Source organism: Prevotella sp. oral taxon 376 (assembly GCF_003043945.1).
GTDB lineage: Bacteria > Bacteroidota > Bacteroidia > Bacteroidales > Bacteroidaceae > Prevotella.
Map to the genome: position 1 here is coordinate 1,267,523 of NZ_PYXG01000001.1, position 15,790 is coordinate 1,283,312.

The 15,790-nt window shown below is 52.8% G+C and carries 12 protein-coding genes; 3 read left to right on the forward strand and 9 right to left on the reverse strand.

The window, feature by feature from the left end:
* Positions 1 to 116 precede the first annotated feature (116 nt).
* The 6 genes from purL to C7120_RS05460 form a co-directional block, all read right to left on the reverse strand.
* Positions 117 to 3,860, reverse strand: coding sequence for a phosphoribosylformylglycinamidine synthase (gene purL / locus C7120_RS05435; protein ID WP_107620685.1), 3,744 nt, complete (start codon positions 3,858 to 3,860; stop codon positions 117 to 119).
* Positions 3,861 to 4,163: 303 nt separating this feature from the next.
* Complete coding sequence (locus tag C7120_RS05440) at positions 4,164 to 4,646, reverse strand: hypothetical protein (protein WP_146154202.1); 483 nt, start codon at positions 4,644 to 4,646, stop codon at positions 4,164 to 4,166.
* A gap of 12 nt (positions 4,647 to 4,658) precedes the next feature.
* The gene (locus C7120_RS05445; protein WP_146154203.1) at positions 4,659 to 5,390 is read right to left on the reverse strand and encodes a hypothetical protein; all 732 of its coding nucleotides are present in this window, start codon (positions 5,388 to 5,390) and stop codon (positions 4,659 to 4,661) included.
* A 617-nt stretch (positions 5,391 to 6,007) separates the two neighbouring features.
* Positions 6,008 to 6,598, reverse strand: coding sequence for an epoxyqueuosine reductase QueH (locus tag C7120_RS05450; RefSeq protein ID WP_107620688.1), 591 nt, complete (start codon positions 6,596 to 6,598; stop codon positions 6,008 to 6,010).
* A gap of 13 nt (positions 6,599 to 6,611) precedes the next feature.
* Positions 6,612 to 9,083 (reverse strand): M1 family aminopeptidase, encoded by a 2,472-nt coding sequence (locus C7120_RS05455; RefSeq protein WP_107620689.1) that lies wholly within the window; start codon positions 9,081 to 9,083, stop codon positions 6,612 to 6,614.
* Complete coding sequence (locus C7120_RS05460; RefSeq protein ID WP_107620690.1) at positions 9,073 to 9,981, reverse strand: DMT family transporter; 909 nt, start codon at positions 9,979 to 9,981, stop codon at positions 9,073 to 9,075. The genes C7120_RS05455 and C7120_RS05460 overlap by 11 nt, the downstream gene beginning before the upstream one ends.
* 156 nt (positions 9,982 to 10,137) lie before the next feature.
* On the opposite strand from C7120_RS05460, the gene C7120_RS05465 reads away from it, so the two are divergent.
* Positions 10,138 to 11,001 (forward strand): OmpA family protein, encoded by an 864-nt coding sequence (locus tag C7120_RS05465; RefSeq protein ID WP_107620691.1) that lies wholly within the window; start codon positions 10,138 to 10,140, stop codon positions 10,999 to 11,001.
* 71 nt (positions 11,002 to 11,072) lie between these two features.
* Here the strand turns inward: C7120_RS05465 and C7120_RS05470 are convergent, their stop codons facing one another.
* The 3 genes from C7120_RS05470 to C7120_RS05480 all read right to left on the reverse strand — a co-directional run bounded on the left by C7120_RS05470 (position 11,073) and on the right by C7120_RS05480 (position 13,507).
* On the reverse strand, positions 11,073 to 11,702 hold the full coding sequence (locus C7120_RS05470) for a helix-turn-helix domain-containing protein (protein WP_107620692.1): 630 nt from the start codon (positions 11,700 to 11,702) through the stop codon (positions 11,073 to 11,075).
* Complete coding sequence (locus tag C7120_RS05475) at positions 11,702 to 12,595, reverse strand: YitT family protein (protein WP_107620693.1); 894 nt, start codon at positions 12,593 to 12,595, stop codon at positions 11,702 to 11,704. Before C7120_RS05475 ends, C7120_RS05470 begins: the two co-directional genes overlap by 1 nt.
* Positions 12,596 to 12,724: 129 nt before the next feature.
* Positions 12,725 to 13,507 (reverse strand): Cof-type HAD-IIB family hydrolase, encoded by a 783-nt coding sequence (locus C7120_RS05480; RefSeq protein WP_107620694.1) that lies wholly within the window; start codon positions 13,505 to 13,507, stop codon positions 12,725 to 12,727.
* A gap of 122 nt (positions 13,508 to 13,629) precedes the next feature.
* On the opposite strand from C7120_RS05480, the gene C7120_RS05485 reads away from it, so the two are divergent.
* Positions 13,630 to 14,403, forward strand: coding sequence for an SDR family oxidoreductase (locus C7120_RS05485; protein ID WP_107620695.1), 774 nt, complete (start codon positions 13,630 to 13,632; stop codon positions 14,401 to 14,403).
* Complete coding sequence (locus tag C7120_RS05490) at positions 14,400 to 15,683, forward strand: PDZ domain-containing protein (RefSeq protein ID WP_107620696.1); 1,284 nt, start codon at positions 14,400 to 14,402, stop codon at positions 15,681 to 15,683. The genes C7120_RS05485 and C7120_RS05490 overlap by 4 nt, the downstream gene beginning before the upstream one ends.
* Positions 15,684 to 15,790: the final 107 nt, after the last annotated feature.

Genomic DNA, 15,790 nt, shown 5'->3' on the forward strand with positions numbered 1-15,790 from the left:
GTTCTTTTTTCTGTGCCGTTGATTAACTCTTCCATCCGTTCTTTGTTGTGTTGTATAAGTATGCCTTGCCCGTCTGTCCCATTTCCATTTCCGGAGGGAACAGCGGGATGCGTGCTTTATCGCTTTTCCTCTATCCACTTCCTCGCATTGACAAAGGCTTCCATCCACGGCGTTATCTCCTCGTCCTTGTGGTTGCGGGGATACCAGGCCTGTTGCCATGTGAAGATGGCGCGTTCCAGATGGGGCATCATGGCAAGATGACGGCCGTCGGCCGAACAGATGCCCGCCACCTGATAGTCGGAACCGTTCGGATTACCCGGATATTCGGCATAGTTGTACTTGGCAATGATGTTGTAGTTCTCCTCCGGTTCCGGCAATTCGAACTTACCCTCGCCGTGAGCAACCCATATGCCCAGCTTGCTTCCGCTCAGCGAACCCAGCATGACGCTGTCGTTCTGAGGGATGCTGAGCCCCAGGAAAGCACTCTCGAACTTATGGGAAGTGTTGTGAACGAGGCGAGCGCGATGCCTGTGCTCAGGATTGATGAGATTCAGTTCGGCCATGAGCTGGCATCCGTTGCAGATGCCGAGGCTGAGCGTATCCTTGCGGGCATAGAACTTTTCGAGCGCCTCCTTGGCCTTCGGATTATAGAGGAAGGCTCCTGCCCATCCCTTTGCCGACCCCAAGACATCGGAGTTGGAGAATCCTCCGCAGAAGACAATCATATGGATGTCTTCCAGTGTTTCCCGTCCGCTGATGAGATCGGTCATGGTAACATCCTTCACATCGAAGCCTGCGAGATATAGGGAATAGGCCATCTCGCGCTCGCCGTTGGTGCCTTTCTCACGGAGAATGGCGGCCTTGACGCCCGACGGTTGTCGCCGGTCGGCACTCAGGCCATATTGGGCGAGCTTGCCGGTGAAGCCGGCGTTGAACTTCATTTCTATCGGCTGCCCTTTATAATGCCGGTAGCGCTCCTTGGCCATGCCGTTCAGGCTCTGCCTGCGATCGAGCAGATAGCTCGTCTTATACCATGTGTCGCGAAGCGTGTCGATGTCGAAGGTGTGCTCATAATCGTCTTTCTTGATGACGAGCGTGCGTTCCCCGGGCGTGGGATAGCCGATCTTGGCGTAGCCGATGCCGCTGTCCTCGAGATAGGCGCGTAGCTCCTGCTTGTGCTCGTCGCTCACCTGAATGACCACTCCGGGGTTTTCAGCGAAGAGCGTTCTTATGATATCCGTGTCGGCCAGGCCGTGCAGGTTGATGTGCAGACCGCCTCTCGTGTTGGCGAAGGTCATCTCGAGGAGGGTGGTAATCAGTCCGCCCGCGCTGATGTCATGTCCGGAGAGAATCCACCCCTTATGGATAAGTTCCTGAATGGCATTGAAGCAGACACAGAAATAGTCGGCATACATCAGTTGATTGTCGTTATAGTCGCCGTAGGGAACATCCTCTCCCACCTTGCCGAGGCTCTGCGCGAAGGCACTCCCACCCAGTTTTGCCTGCTGGAAACTGAAGTCTATGTGGTAAAGAGAGGAGTGCTTGTCGTTCACCAATACCGGGGAGACCACCTTGCGGATATCGGAAACCTCGCCGCCGGAGGTTACGATGACTGTTCCCGGCGAGATAACCTTCTCGCCGTCGGGATATTGTTGGCTCAGGGAAAGGCTGTCCTTGCCCGTCGGGACATTCACATGGAGGTCGCAGCAGAAGTCGGAAAGAGCCTGGACGGCAGCATACAGACGGGCATCCTCGCCTTTCTGCGAGCGGCAAGGCCACATCCAGTTGGCCGAGAGACTGACTCCCTGCAGACCGCCGGCCAAGGGAGCCCACACGATGTTGGTGAGCGACTCTGCCACCGACAGCACCGAGCCGGCCTCCGGAGAGGCCAAGCCCGCCTGAGGAGCGTGCCCAAGGGCCGTCGCGATACCCTTGCGGCCACGGTAGTCGAGGGCCACGACGCCACAGTCAGACAGCGGAAGCTGTATTTCTCCTTGGCATTGCTGATGCGCAATCTTGCCCGTTACGGAGCGGTCGACCTTGTTCGTCAGCCAATCCTTGCACGCCACGGCCTCCATCTGAAGCACGCGGTTGAGATATTCGTCGATTCGGTCGGCAGAATAGGTGGCACCTTCATAGTGCCGAAGCACGGTCTCGTCGGTCATGACGGTTTTCGGAGAGTGTCCGAACATCTGAGCCACATCAAGGTCGAACGGTTTCGTGCCGTCGCCCAGCATGAAAGAGAAATGGGCGTCGCCTGTGGTTTCGCCGACCACATACATCGGCGCACGCTCGCGTTCGGCAATCTTTTTCACATGGTCGAGGTGCTTCTCGTCTATCAGCAGCCCCATGCGCTCCTGCGACTCATTGGCGATGATCTCTTTGGCGCTAAGCGTTTTGTCGCCAATCGGCAGCTTGGTCATATCTATCTTGCCGCCGCAGTCTTCCACAAGTTCCGACAGACAGTTCAGGTGTCCTGCCGAACCGTGGTCGTGAATGCTGACAACAGGGTTGTTGTCTTCCTCTACGAGCGCCCGGACAAGGTTGTAGGCACGCTTCTGCATTTCGGGGTTGGCACGCTGGATGGCATTCAGCTCAATGCCGTTGGAGTATCGGCCGGTGTCCACCGAGGAGACCGAGCCGCCTCCGAGGCCGATGCGATAGTTGTCGCCGCCTACCACCACCACCTTGTTTCCCTTCTGCGGCTCTTTCTTCAGGCAGTCGCGCTTCTTGCCGTAGCCCACGCCTCCGGCAAGCATGATCACCTTGTCGTAGCCGAGTTTCTGGTCGCCTTCCTGATGTTCGAAGGTGAGCAGCGAGCCGGCAATCAGCGGTTGGCCGAACTTGTTGCCGAAGTCGGAGGCTCCGTTCGAGGCCTTGATGAGAATTTGTTCCGGCGTCTGGTAGAGCCATTTGCGCACGGGGAGAATGTCTTCCCAGTCGCGCTGCGCGTCGGCCTTTCCCTCGTCGTCTTTCAGGCGGGGGTAGGCGGTCATGTAGACGGCCGTTCCGGCAATAGGCCAGGAGCCTGTTCCTCCGCCCATGCGGTCTCTGATCTCGCCTCCCGTGCCGGTAGCGGCTCCGTTGAAAGGTTCCACCGTGGTGGGGAAATTGTGCGTCTCGGCCTTCAGGGAGATGACGCTTTCGATGTCTTCTACCTGAAAATAGTCGCTCGTAGACTGATCCTTGGGGGCGAATTGCTCAATCACGGGGCCCTGGGCAAAGGCTACATTGTCCTTGTAGGCCGACAAGATATTGCCCGGATGCTCCTTCGTGGTCTTCTTGATGAGGCTGAAGAGGCTCGATTTCATCTCCTTTCCGTCGATGATGAAGGTTCCTCCGAATATCTTGTGGCGGCAATGTTCCGAGTTGATCTGGGCGAATCCGAAGATTTCGGAGTCGGTCAGCGGCCGTCCGTTTTGCTTTTCTATCTCGTGCAGGTATTCTATCTCCTCGGGGGAGAGGGCCAGCCCCTCTTCTTCGTTGTATTTCTCGATGTCCTCCACATGCCTGACAGGCTCTGGAGCGTGGTTTACGGTGAAGATATCTTGGTTCAGACCGTCGTACATGCGCTGCAGCATCGGGTCGTGCTCGGCATCCTTCGAACTTACGGGAAAGTATTCCTCAATACGCGAAATGCCGCTAAGACTCATATTCTGGGTAATCTCAACGGCATTCGTGCTCCATGGGGTGATCATCTCGCGGCGGGGGCCTACATAGTAGCCCTTCAGTTCCTTGGCGTCTAAAGGAGTTGCCTCGCCGTAGAGCCAACTAAGTTCGCTGATTTCATCGGGATTGGGATGATGGTCAATTTGCGTCGCAATCACATGCTCTTTCTGGGTCTTGAAGAAAAGAATCATATTAATTATACTACAATAAGGTGAGTTTACTGGATGCAAAGATACATATATTCTTTGGATTCCGTCGGTCTCTACCGATATTATTTTTCATGTCTTAGGAGTGGAAATATTAGATTCAAGGAGAAAAATGGCAGGGAGATGAAGCTGTGGAAGTATATTTTATATGCTAAGCTTTATTCTCCCTGCCATGATTTTATTATGTATGGCCTTTGGTCTCAATAGTTTGCTCGGAAAAGCAGGAAAGCCCTATGTCAGCCTTTTTGCAGAGATCGGTTCCCTTGTCTTTTGCGGACTACTGTACACTTACTCGTCATCTGGAATGCGTATGTCTTTTATTTTGTCTCCGACGAAGATGATTTCCAGGTTAACAGTATAAATTTTGCTTTGATTTGAATAAGGGTATTTCATACAAACTTTATAGTTTATCCGAGAACAATCTTTATTAATATAAGTAATCTTCATTGTTGACAGGGAATTTTCATCAAGCCCTAAGTTGTCAGTAACGAAGTCGTAGCCATCTCCTTCTCTTTGCTCTTGCAACATGGCATCATAGAAATTTTTAGTGCAATACTTTTTTATTATGCTAAAACTCTTTTCGTAAGGGCATTGTCCTTCTAAAAGTGGTTGAGCCTTTTCTTTATCAAGTGCTCTCTTGTATTCCGCATAGAAATTGCGGATATAAGCCTCATGGGGATTTACCGGATTGCCAGCCTTTACGATATTCATGAAGGCACCTCCAAATGCGAGCAAAATGGCTGTTGTCAGATAAATACTTAACTTTTTCATATATTATTTGATTTAGTTTGTGGGTCGATATATTTTATAATTTGTTTTTTCGTATTTGTCGTTTACATATGCATGTTTCTCAATATAGTCAGATACCCAATTCTGTCCATTCCAGATGTCAATATGGCCATTTTCATTGCCTTCTGGATAAGAGCGTAGTTTAAATCCTGCCTTCTGCAAAGCTCTTCTCACATATCGAGCACAGTGCCCACAGGTCGATTTGCTGTAATGGGAGTGAGCATTTTGCGTCGCAATTCTTGCGGCACTTCTGGCTTTTCCCAATCCCCGTTGATTGTTTTCGTATTGAGGTCCGTTTAGGTTGGAAGGATAGGTGGGGGTTCCGTCGCCCGTGATAGGCTCTGTATCGGTGCTATCTATTTCCGTAGTGTCATTATAATCATACGGCCAGTCTTCAGTTTCAGGAGTATTTTCTGGGAAGTCCGGGAAGGTGATAGAGTCTTTGGGAGTAACGACCACTTCGTCAATCCAGTTTGTATCGGAAAGCGATCTTGTTGCTTTCTTCTTCAGATTCTTTATGAGTCCCGTCTTCTCCACTTTCCCTAAGAAGCGGTTTAATTCATCGTAATAATTATCATCTCCAACAAAGTCGTCATAGAATATCTTATTTCGATTTGCTTCAAAGTAGTTTTTCTCGGGCTTGCTTTCTAAAAACAGAATCTTCCGGATTTCATATAAGGGATTCATGAAGGTAAAGGCATATGTCCTGACGGGTTCTGTTTTCAAACTGTCAACGGTAGAAAGAGAGTCCGCGAGAAGCTTGATGACAGGTGTTTGGACAATGAGGTTTCCATTAATGCGGTATATGCGTGAAGATATAATCTTTAAATCTGTAGGAGTATAGTTTCTTGCAGAAAGATAAGCACAACTGTTTTTGGTGTGGCTATAATAATGTCTGACCCGTTTTAAAGCCGTGTTTGGGTTAACCTCCATCGTGGATTTCTGGGACAAGAACAGGTCTTCTTCTACATTGCAAGATGTAAAAGCAATGAGACTGAGAGCTGATAATAAAAAAGTTTTTTAGTAGATAACATAACAAGTAGGATAATAATGGTCGCGGCAAAGTTATGTTTTCTATTTGACAAAACAAAATATTTTTGTCGTTTTTTTCGTGATAGCGAGGGTTTTTAACTTATAGGGTTAGCTGCCGGGACAGCCTTAAGAGCTATAATCTTGGACAAAAAGCAGGCAGGAGAATATTTCTGACTCATTAACCAAACAAAGAAGAGAAAAGTAAAAGGCGGCTAAAAGCCCGGCTTCTAACGGCTAAAAGCTCTCCTTCTAACGGCTAAAAGGCGAGCTTTTAACGGCCTTTTACAAAGCTTGCGGTATGTGGCTGGTTTTCAGGGGGTTGTGTCTTCGTCTTTCTGTCTTATCGAGAACTCGCAGCCGCAGTAGGTCTGGTTGTAGAAATTATTCTCCTTGAGCAGGGCGTTGCGCCGTTCCTGCAGGCCGCCTACGCGCCAGTTCTGTCCCCACCAGATGACGCCGGTCTGGGCACAGGCCCACTCGCCGGCCTCGTTGATTTGCTCCAGGCTCTTCCATCGGGAGGAGGCGAGGGTGGTGGTGAGCACCTTGTATCCGTTCGCCTGGGCGTACCGGGCGGCATGCAACAGGCGCATCTTGAAGCATTCCAGGCATCGTAGGCCCCGCTCGGGCTCCTTCTCCAGCCCCTTGACGCCGCATTTCCAGTCGGCATGGTCGTATTCCGCGTCTACCTGCTGCAGTCCCAAGGCTTTGGCATAGCGCATGCATTCCTGCTTGCGCACCTCGTATTCGTGTTCTGGATAGATGTTGGGGTTATAATAATAAATGGTGGGGGTGATGCCGTTTTGCATCATCCATTCGATGATGGCCGAGGAGCAAGGCGCACAGCAGGTGTGTAGCAACACGCGGTTGGTGGCATAGGGAATTTGTATGGGGGCTCGCTTCATTTCTCTTTCGGTGTTATTGCAGGTTGCGGAGCAGGTGATAAGCACTCTGCTTTACCTTGTTCATCAGGGGTTCCGGATAGTCAGGATGCGTCTTGATCCAGTATCTCACGATGGCTTTGGCCTCATAGCTGCTATGTCCGCCCAGCAGGGCGTTGAGCCAGTTGCTGGGAAAGAAGATGTCGCCCGTGCGCTGGATTTCCTGCAGGGCATTCAAGCCTGGATGGATGAAGCGGTTGTTCTGTGGCTCACGGGCTCCGGTGTTCAGCAGCGCCAGCATCTTGGCGGTCCAGGGCTCTACGCTGCGGTTTTCCCTGTCCATCAAACTCTCGAAAAGTTTCTGCTGGATATCCTTGTCGGGGTTACAGGCTCTTGAAATGTAATCGAAAGCTCTCTGTTCGTCGATATTTGTCAGTCGGGCGCGTTGCGTTTGTAATATTTCCTGCCATTGAGCGGGTTTCATAATGGCAAGGTGGTATGCCATGTCCGTAAAATCTTGCTCCGTGAGCAGCGAATCACGGTGAGATTTCCATTTATAATATACGAATTCAATGGCGGAAGCTGACAGGCAGTTTTGCGAAATAGATCTGAACAATTTTTGTCTAATACTTTTCTCGGGGTGCTTTTGCGCGTCATTGAGTAAATAATATTCAAAATATTTCTTGCTTTCGGTATCCAACTCCCCGTAAGCACTTAGCAGACAGTCGCACAGGGTGGAGGCTATGAGCGGATTCTCCTCGTTCATGAGGAAGGTATTCATCGCATTCATGTACGCCCCGGGCTTGATGCGGTTCATCAAATAGTTCTCGTAGAGCGTCGTGATGGCCGCAAATCGGTTGAGTTCGTTGGGCATGGTGCGCCACGCGTACTCCATGACGGCACAGCTCAGGCTGTCGGCAACAAAGCGTCCATATCCGCTGCCGTCGTAGTTAGGGATGATGGCATAGGGTTTTTCAGCGATCGGAATCTGCACTTGTGCCTGTTGCATGTCGACCTCGACGCTCTTGATAGAATCGCTGTGGACATCAACAAGTCCTGTCTTGAATTTCTGTTTCCAGACCAGGCCACGCCCCCAGGGGTCTTGCTGGGTAATGATGAGCCGGCCGTCGGCATACTGCGTGTGGATCAAGGGAAGTCCTTTCTGTTCCACCCAGACCTCCGACCACTCCTTGATACCTGATTCTGGGGCCTCTGATTGCAGGATGTCTATCAGGTTATCCCATGTCGCGTTGCCATAAGAGAACTGTCGCAAATATCTTTTTGTGGCGCTGCGAAGTCGCTTTTCTCCGGTCTGCTCCTCCAGCTTTCGCATCATTACCGGTGCCTTTTGGTAGATGATGTTGCCATAGAGCAGGCCTGCATCTTTCAGATTGGCAAGTGTTTGGTGGATCGGGTGCGTCCCGTCGGTGCGGTCGGTGCTTAGGGCACGCACTTGATAGGTCTTCAGGAAGTTCAGTTCATGATTGATTTCGGGGAATTGTTCACGACTGATTTTTGCGGCAAAGAAGTTGGCAAACACTTCTTTCGTCCATACATCGCTGAACCAGCGCATGGTAACTAAGTCGCCAAACCACATGTGGGCAGTCTCGTGGGCTATCAGTTGCAGCCGTGCGAGCTCTTCATCGGGGGTAGGGTTGCTGCCTAAGAATATCTCGCGGTCCGTGAACTGAATGGCTCCCGGATGCTCCATGCCCCCGAACTGATATCCGGGGAGAACCACGAAGCCGTATTTGTCGAATGGATAACTGGTTCCCGTATATTCTTCCATCCATCGGAGGGAGAGCGCCACTTCGTCGATCACCTTCTCCAACTGGGCAGTCTTCTGAGTGTCGGTCTCCCGAAAGAGCGCCCGGAGCGTGCGCCCGTCTCTTTGTGCGATGCTCTCTTGGAACTCCCCGGCCGTGAAAGAGAAGAGATAAGTGGGTATCGGATGACTATCGGCGCTGTTGATTTGTTTCCAACCTTCCGGTAGTTTGAGGTCAAGAAAGAATCTCGCTTTCAGGTCAGGCTGGTCGAGACAGGGGAAAACTGTCCTTGCATGGGCCGGTACGAACAGCGTGTAGAGGTAGTCGTCGTGCCGGTTAAGGGCTGCGTCGGCCGACACGAACGAGAGCGATAATTCGTTCGGTCCCTGTGTCAAATGATGGTTGGGAACTATGATATGCTCGTGGGTCCACTCGGCGGCTACCTGTTTGCCATTGACCATGCAGCGACCGTCGAAGCCGTCGCCCGCAAAATCGAGCACCAAATCTCTCTTTCCGCTGAAGTTGAAGCGAAGGGTGGCGCTGCCTGTAACCTTCTCTGCCTTTGAGGCGGGAATGTTGAATTGTAGCTGATATTCGATGTTGTCCAGCGATCTGCTCCGTTCGGTGGCCAGAAGATGTGATATGCCGTTCTCGATGGTGTCGGCAGGCGCGGGACGGGGGATGGCTACCAGTAAGGACGCCGTGAGCAGAAGGGGGTATAGGGAGAACGGTTTAATGCTCATTTCGGTTTTCTTTGGTTACGATATAGGCGCTTAGGAGCACCAGAATCAGTGCCACGGGTTTATCCCAGGTGAAGATGTCTTGGCCAATCCAGATGGCGATGAACGACGCGACGATGGGCTGCAGGTTGGTGTAAATGCTCACCGTGGTGGCCTTGAGGTAATGCATGGCAAACGGAATGGCAAAGTATCCGGCAACCGTGGCAAACACGATGATGAACAGCATGCCGCTCCAGCCGAGCCAGGAGCCGGCCTGCCACTCACCGCCAAACAGCTGCGTATGTGGGAATTCATGCCATGCAAACGGCAGGACAGCGATCGTGGAGATGAGGAATATCCACTTCATCTGGCTCACGGCGGAGTATTTCTGTGAAACCTTACGCGTTATAATAAGGTAAACTGCCCACGAGAGCAGGCTTAGGACGGCAAGGGAAATGCCGAGGATATCGTTCTTTCCGGTTCCCGACTGCCATGTGATGATGATGCCGAGCAGGGCTCCCGCGATGCCGATGGCGACGCCTACGGCCTTGTTCATCGTGATTTTCTCACTGATGAAGAGAGCTGCCATGAGCATGGTGGCCACGGGCGTGAGCGAGGCGATGACCGAGAAATAGACGGGCGTGGTGTAATAGAGGGCCCAGGCCGTGAGTGTTTGGGAGATGACGACCCCCAAGAGTCCTCCGCCCATGATGACAAGTAGGTCTTTCCCGGCTATCTTTTCTTTTGGAAGAAATAATGAGATGATCCAGAATATCAAGGCTGCGCCGACACAGCGGGCTGCCATGTAGGTCATGGGAGTTAGCCAATCTGTTAGCAGCCATGCCGTAACAGGCACGCCGACACCGAAGATGATGTTTGCAAGGAGGACTGAAGAGTGCCCTGCAACTTTGTGTTTATCCATTTCCCAGAGATTGTTTTGTCTTGCAAAGGTATTAATAATAATTGAAAAACGCCGTTTTCTGGTTAAAATTCTATAAACGGTTTTACAAAATTAGGTATTTGTTCGTCTAATCGATAAATTTGCAATAGAGATTAAAAACCAAAAAATCAGGAAGATATGACAAATAAGAAGAGTATCGCAATGTTGACCCTTCTGGCTGGAACCCTCGCCTTTTCGAGTTGTGCCAGTAAGAAGGAGCTGGAAAACTGTCAGACCGAAAACCGCGAGCTGACGGCTAACTACCAGAACACGAAGGAGGAATTGGCTGCCTCCAAAGCGCGTGTGAGCAGTCTTGAGAGCCAGCTCGAGCAGCAGAAGAAGGACTATGCCGCCCTTCAGAGGAGTCTTGACAAGAGCCTGAGCAACGCCAACGACAATAATATCAATATCTCAAAGCTCGTCGATCAGATCAACGAAAGCAACCAATATATCCGTCATCTGGTAGAAGTGAAGAGCAAGTCAGACTCCCTGAACATGGTTCTGACCAATAATCTCACCCGTTCCCTGAGTCGCGAAGAGATGAAAGAGGTGGATGTGCAGGTGCTGAAAGGCGTGGTCTATATCTCTTTGGCCGACAATATGCTTTACAAGAGCGGTTCCTATGAGATTAACGAGCGAGCCGAGGAGACACTGGGCAAGATAGCGAAGATTATCATGGACTATAAGGACTATGATGTCCTGATTGAGGGCAATACGGATAATGTGCCTATCAACACCGATTCCCCTTCGATGAAGAATATCCGCAACAACTGGGATCTCTCGGCCTTGCGTGCCTCGTCGGTAGTCCAGTATCTTCAGAATCGTTTCGGCGTGGCTCCCAAAAGGCTCACGGCGGGCGGGCGTGGAGAATACAATCCCGTGGCAAGCAATGATACGGAGCTGGGCAAGCAGCGCAACCGCCGCACCCAGATCATCATCACTCCTAAGCTCGACCAGTTCATGGACCTGATAGAGCAGGCTCCGGAAGAGAACCGGAAATAAGCTCCTCGGGGCGGCATCTTTCAAGAGATGCCGCCCCGATTGTATCCATGAGTTCCCGGTCTTACCGATAGTTATCTGAGGAAGAACAGGAAGTCTTCGCCGTTAAACTCCCAGCTTGCCAGGTCATATCTTATCAGTCGTGCCAGAATCTTTATGATCAGGAATCGCTTGATGTGGGCAATCTTCGAGATTACCTCTATCGGCTGGTGCGGGTTCAGCCGCATCATCTCCATCAGACGGGATTCGGTATCGGTGTAGGGCATCATGTTTTCCTCTCTTGATTCCTGTTTCCACATTTCTATGAAGACGGGCGAAGCCACGATGTTCTCGTCCCTGATGCGGACATAAGCCGTCTCGCGGCCCTCCTCGTCGATGGCACAGACCGGGCGCCCCATCGCCCGGGGGACGGTTGCCACCACAATGTTGCGTCCTTCCACATGATAGGTCCTGAAGTTGATGGCCGCCTCCGGTCGGCAACAAGCATAGGCCGCCTTGTGCACCATGTAGATTTCCTCCTCCGATTTCACTCCCGCGAGGCTACCGTTATCCCGCACTCCGATGAGCAGCCGACCGCCCTCTGTGTTGGCAAAAGCCGATACAGAGCGGGCGAGCTTCATCGCGTCGTCCACCTTGTATTTGAAGTCTTGCTGCTCATGCTCGCCTTGCGCGATGAGTTCCTGCAGGTATGCTTTGTCATCCATCAGGCCTGATATCTCTTGGCACGCACCTTGAACTTGTCGAAACCTTCACCGTAGACGCCGATGACGGCACTCTGCGACACGAAAGCGTGCGGGTCTATGTCGTTGATGATCTGGAAAATCTTCTGACTCTCACGCTTCTTGGCAAGGATGAAAAGCATCTTCACATCGTGGCCGGAATAGAATCCCTGCGCCGGAACCACCGTTACGCCGCGATGCGGATCTTGATTGATATGGTGCCCGATCTCCTCGTATTTCTCCGAAATGATGAAGAACTGCACCGAGCGACGCATCGCGTTCACTACCTGGTCAATGCAGAAAGCCGTAACCCAGAGCACCACATAACCGTAGATCACTTGCTCCCAGTCTTTCAGCACAAGGTAGCTAGAGGTGATGATCACGATATCGATGAGCATGATGACGCGCCCGAGGGAGATGTCGCGGTATTTGTTGACGATGGCGGCCACGATGTCCGTACCGCCGGTAGACCCGTTGAAGGCCAGCCCAAGGCCTACGCCGCTGCCCGTGAAGATGGCCCCGATGATGCTTGCCATGAAGGGCTGGTCGCGCAGGAGGTGCAGTTCGGTCGACCATCTCTGGAAGAAGGGCAGGATGAGGGTGAGCACCGCCACGGCATAAATCGTCTTCACGCAAAACCGCCAGCCCAGTATCTTCAGCGCGATGATGAGCAGCAGGGCGTTTATGGCGAAGTAGGTGGTCTGTACGGAGATGCCCGTTCCCCAGAAGATGACGGACGATATACCCGGCACTCCTCCCGTTCCGATATTGTTGGGGAGCAGGAAAATGGTCCATCCGATGGCATACGATACCATGGCCACACCTATCATGAGGTAATCGCGGGTTTCCTTATAGAGTTGTTTCTTGTCTGTCAGCATGTCGATAGTGGTTTTTACATCGTGCAAATATACAATGATTTCTTGAAAATCGGATGTAATCGAGACTTATTTTTTCTGTTATCCGCTTTTCGGTTTGTCGCGAATTTTGCTCTTGCAGGTGGAAAAACTTTAAATAACGCGGAAGTGGCGGAGGGCGTCGCGGATGCCGTCCTCGTCGACGCCCGTCGTGATGTAGTCTGCGCAAGCCTTCACTTCGCCGATCGCGTTGCCCATCGCCACCCCTGTTCCGGCAGCCTTGAGAATGGGAATGTCGTTCCCGCCGTCGCCGAAGGCCATGATTTCTTCGGTTTTCAGGCCCATGTATTCCGCCATCTCGTGCAGCCCTTGCGCCTTGTCGATGCCGCCGGCCGTGATGTCGATGAATTCAGGATGCCATCTTCCGGCGGTGCAGCTTTCGAGCCGGGGCATGAGGCGGGTCTCCTGCTCTTCGGTTACGAACGGCGTAACCTGCAGGATGTTTTCGTCCGTGAGGTCGTCATAGGTGAGCGAGAAGTCGATGTTCTCCACTTTCAGGTCGTGCACGAAGACGCGGCGCAGGGTGGGGGTGTCGTTGCAGACGACGAGGCTCTTGGTTCCGACGACAATCGTCGAGTAGTCGTTCTCATAGCCGTCGCTTACGATGGTCTCCACATCTTTTCGCAACATCGGGTGCAGGCTCACGGTCTTGCCGTCCGCGAAGCAGTAGGCGCCGTTGGTCGTGATATAGCCGTCTATCAGTGTCTCGATTTGCCCGAGGTTTGTGATGATGCCCGGGGGACGGCCTGTGGAGATGAATATCTTTACCCCCCGGTCCTTGGCTTTGCGGAGAGCCTCCACCGTGGAGACGGGTATCCGGTGGGTGTGAAAGCTTACCAGCGTGCCGTCGATGTCGAAAAATAATGCCTTGAACATACTGTCTGCAAACCTTTCCGTGTGCAAAAATACGAAAAAAAGACGGATTTCGGTTCTCCTTGTGCAAACTTTTCCTATCTTTGCAATGGAAGGTTTAAGATTTAACTCTAAACAGATGGCTTATGGAAAACTATTTTGACTTGACGGGAAGGGTGGCTCTCGTTACGGGATGCTCCACCGGACTGGGCGTACAGATGGCCCGTGCGCTGGCAGGCCAAGGGTGCAACATCGTGCCCGTTGCCCGCCGCGAGGAGAAAATCAGGGAGGTAGCGGCGGCACTGGAGGCCGACTTCGGGGTGGAGACCTGCCCCATCCGCTGCGACATCACAGACACGGAACTGGTAAACCGGACGGTGGGCACGGCCCTGGACCGCTTCGGCCGCATCGACATCTTGATCAACAATGCCGGCACGGGAGCCATCGCTCCTGCCGAGGACATCAGCGACGAGCAGTTCCAAAACGAGGTGGATGTCGACCTCTTCGGTACTTTCAAGATGGCGCGCGCCGTTGCCAAGAGGGCGATGATACCGCGGAAATACGGTCGTATCATCAACATCGCCTCCATGTATGGCCTCGTGGGCAACAAGATTGCGCCGTCGTCGCCCTACCATGCGGCAAAGGGCGGCGTGGTAAACCTTACCCGTGCGCTGGCGGCGGAGTGGGGGCGGCAGGGCATTACGGTGAATGCCATCTGCCCCGGATACTTCCGGACGCCGCTCACCCAGGCCACTCTGGAGACCGACTGGTTCCGCGCTTATGCCAAAGAGGCCATTCCCATGGAGCGCTACGGCCGTGAGGGCGAGCTCGACACGGCAGCCCTTTTCCTCGCGAGCGAGGCCTCCAGTTATGTTACCGGCATCATGTTGCCCGTAGACGGAGGATATACCTGCGTATGAAAAGCCGCAGACTGTCTGACAAAATCGGCGAGATTGAAGGACGAATTCGCCGAAATCGTGCGACGAAATCGCCGATTTTGTCATCCTTGCAGCGGCAGATAGCATTGCTCGCGGCCGTCGTTGTCTTTCCCGCCTGTGCTCTCTGCCAGGAGGCGGGGCAGCCCGACGCCTATGCCATCGACTTTTATGGGCACATCTATCTCCGCAACCAGTTCGCCGGCCGGCCGTCGCACTTCATCTTCGACACGGGTTCTCCCTACACTTGTGCCGACAGCACTTTCATCGCTTTGGGGCACTTTGACTTCCGGAAGGTGGGTAGGGCTCGCATGGGGGGCGCGAGCAAGAATCGGGTGCGGGTGCCCTTGGTGCTGGACAAGGTGAGCAACCGTTTCCTGGCGCACGAGCATGTGCCCTCGATGATACCGGTCGTCCAGTTGAAGCCAATCTTGGGCGACTATGCCGACGGCATCATCGGCCTCGACTATTTCGGGCCGAAGGTGTTCCGGATAGACTATGCGAAGAGGCGCATGCGTGTCTATGAGCGGATCGATTCCATAGACCTGGCGGGCTTCACGGCCGTGGACATTGAGTTCGACGGCCACCGAATCTATGTGCCGGCGAGTGTCTCTGTGAACGACACGCTCACCATTGCGGGCAAGATGCTCGTCGACTTGGGCTCGGGGGGAGCGTTTACGCTGACGAGTGCCACCGCCAGGAAGTATGCCCTGGACAGTCTCATCACCCGCAAGCTGCGTTGGTATACGGCCTACGGAGGCATCGGCGGCGAGGGCAGTTCCTACGACTTCCGGGCCGCGAGGGCGCGGATTGGCGCTTTCGAGTGGGCCGATGTGCTGATGGACTACAGCATAAACGCGACCGGAGCACTGTCTGACAGGCCTTATCTCGGCATTATCGGGAATGAGGTATGGAGTCGCCTTGATGTGGTTTTCTATCCGCAAGGCAATAAAATGTACCTCCGCCGCAATGTCGATTACGACAAACCCTATGAGATGGGGACATTCGGATTCGGCCATGTAGACCGCGGTACGACCCTGGGCTACTGGGTCGTTACCGGCTTGTATGAAGGAGGAAAGGCCGAGAAGGCGGGTCTCCGGATTGACGACCATATCCTCCAGCTGAACGGAATGCCCGTAGGCGAGCTGGACATCGACTGGCAGTATGCCGATCATAAGAACCTGCGCCGTCTCGACCTGCTGATCGAGCGGGATGGAAAGAGACTGAATATAGGTTTCGATACCGAGGATCCCTATCGTATTTGAGTGCCTCAGAACCTTCTCCCGGCCTTTTCCAAAGAGTGTTCTGGCTGGGAGATTTCATGATGAACATGGCTTACGAAAAAATCGTAAATTGTTAAAAATCAGCCTCG

Bases quoted from the DNA above. Each gene is read 5' to 3' on its own strand.
- purL (WP_107620685.1), bottom strand. From the start codon at position 3,860: ATGATTCTTTTCTTCAAGACCCAGAAAGAGCATGTGATTGCGACGCAA.
- C7120_RS05440 (WP_146154202.1), bottom strand. From the start codon at position 4,646: ATGAAAAAGTTAAGTATTTATCTGACAACAGCCATTTTGCTCGCATTT.
- C7120_RS05450 (WP_107620688.1), bottom strand. From the start codon at position 6,598: ATGAAGCGAGCCCCCATACAAATTCCCTATGCCACCAACCGCGTGTTG.
- C7120_RS05455 (WP_107620689.1), bottom strand. From the start codon at position 9,083: ATGAGCATTAAACCGTTCTCCCTATACCCCCTTCTGCTCACGGCGTCC.
- C7120_RS05460 (WP_107620690.1), bottom strand. From the start codon at position 9,981: ATGGATAAACACAAAGTTGCAGGGCACTCTTCAGTCCTCCTTGCAAAC.
- C7120_RS05465 (WP_107620691.1), top strand. From the start codon at position 10,138: ATGACAAATAAGAAGAGTATCGCAATGTTGACCCTTCTGGCTGGAACC.
- C7120_RS05470 (WP_107620692.1), bottom strand. From the start codon at position 11,702: ATGGATGACAAAGCATACCTGCAGGAACTCATCGCGCAAGGCGAGCAT.
- C7120_RS05475 (WP_107620693.1), bottom strand. From the start codon at position 12,595: ATGCTGACAGACAAGAAACAACTCTATAAGGAAACCCGCGATTACCTC.
- C7120_RS05480 (WP_107620694.1), bottom strand. From the start codon at position 13,507: ATGTTCAAGGCATTATTTTTCGACATCGACGGCACGCTGGTAAGCTTT.
- C7120_RS05485 (WP_107620695.1), top strand. From the start codon at position 13,630: ATGGAAAACTATTTTGACTTGACGGGAAGGGTGGCTCTCGTTACGGGA.
- C7120_RS05490 (WP_107620696.1), top strand. From the start codon at position 14,400: ATGAAAAGCCGCAGACTGTCTGACAAAATCGGCGAGATTGAAGGACGA.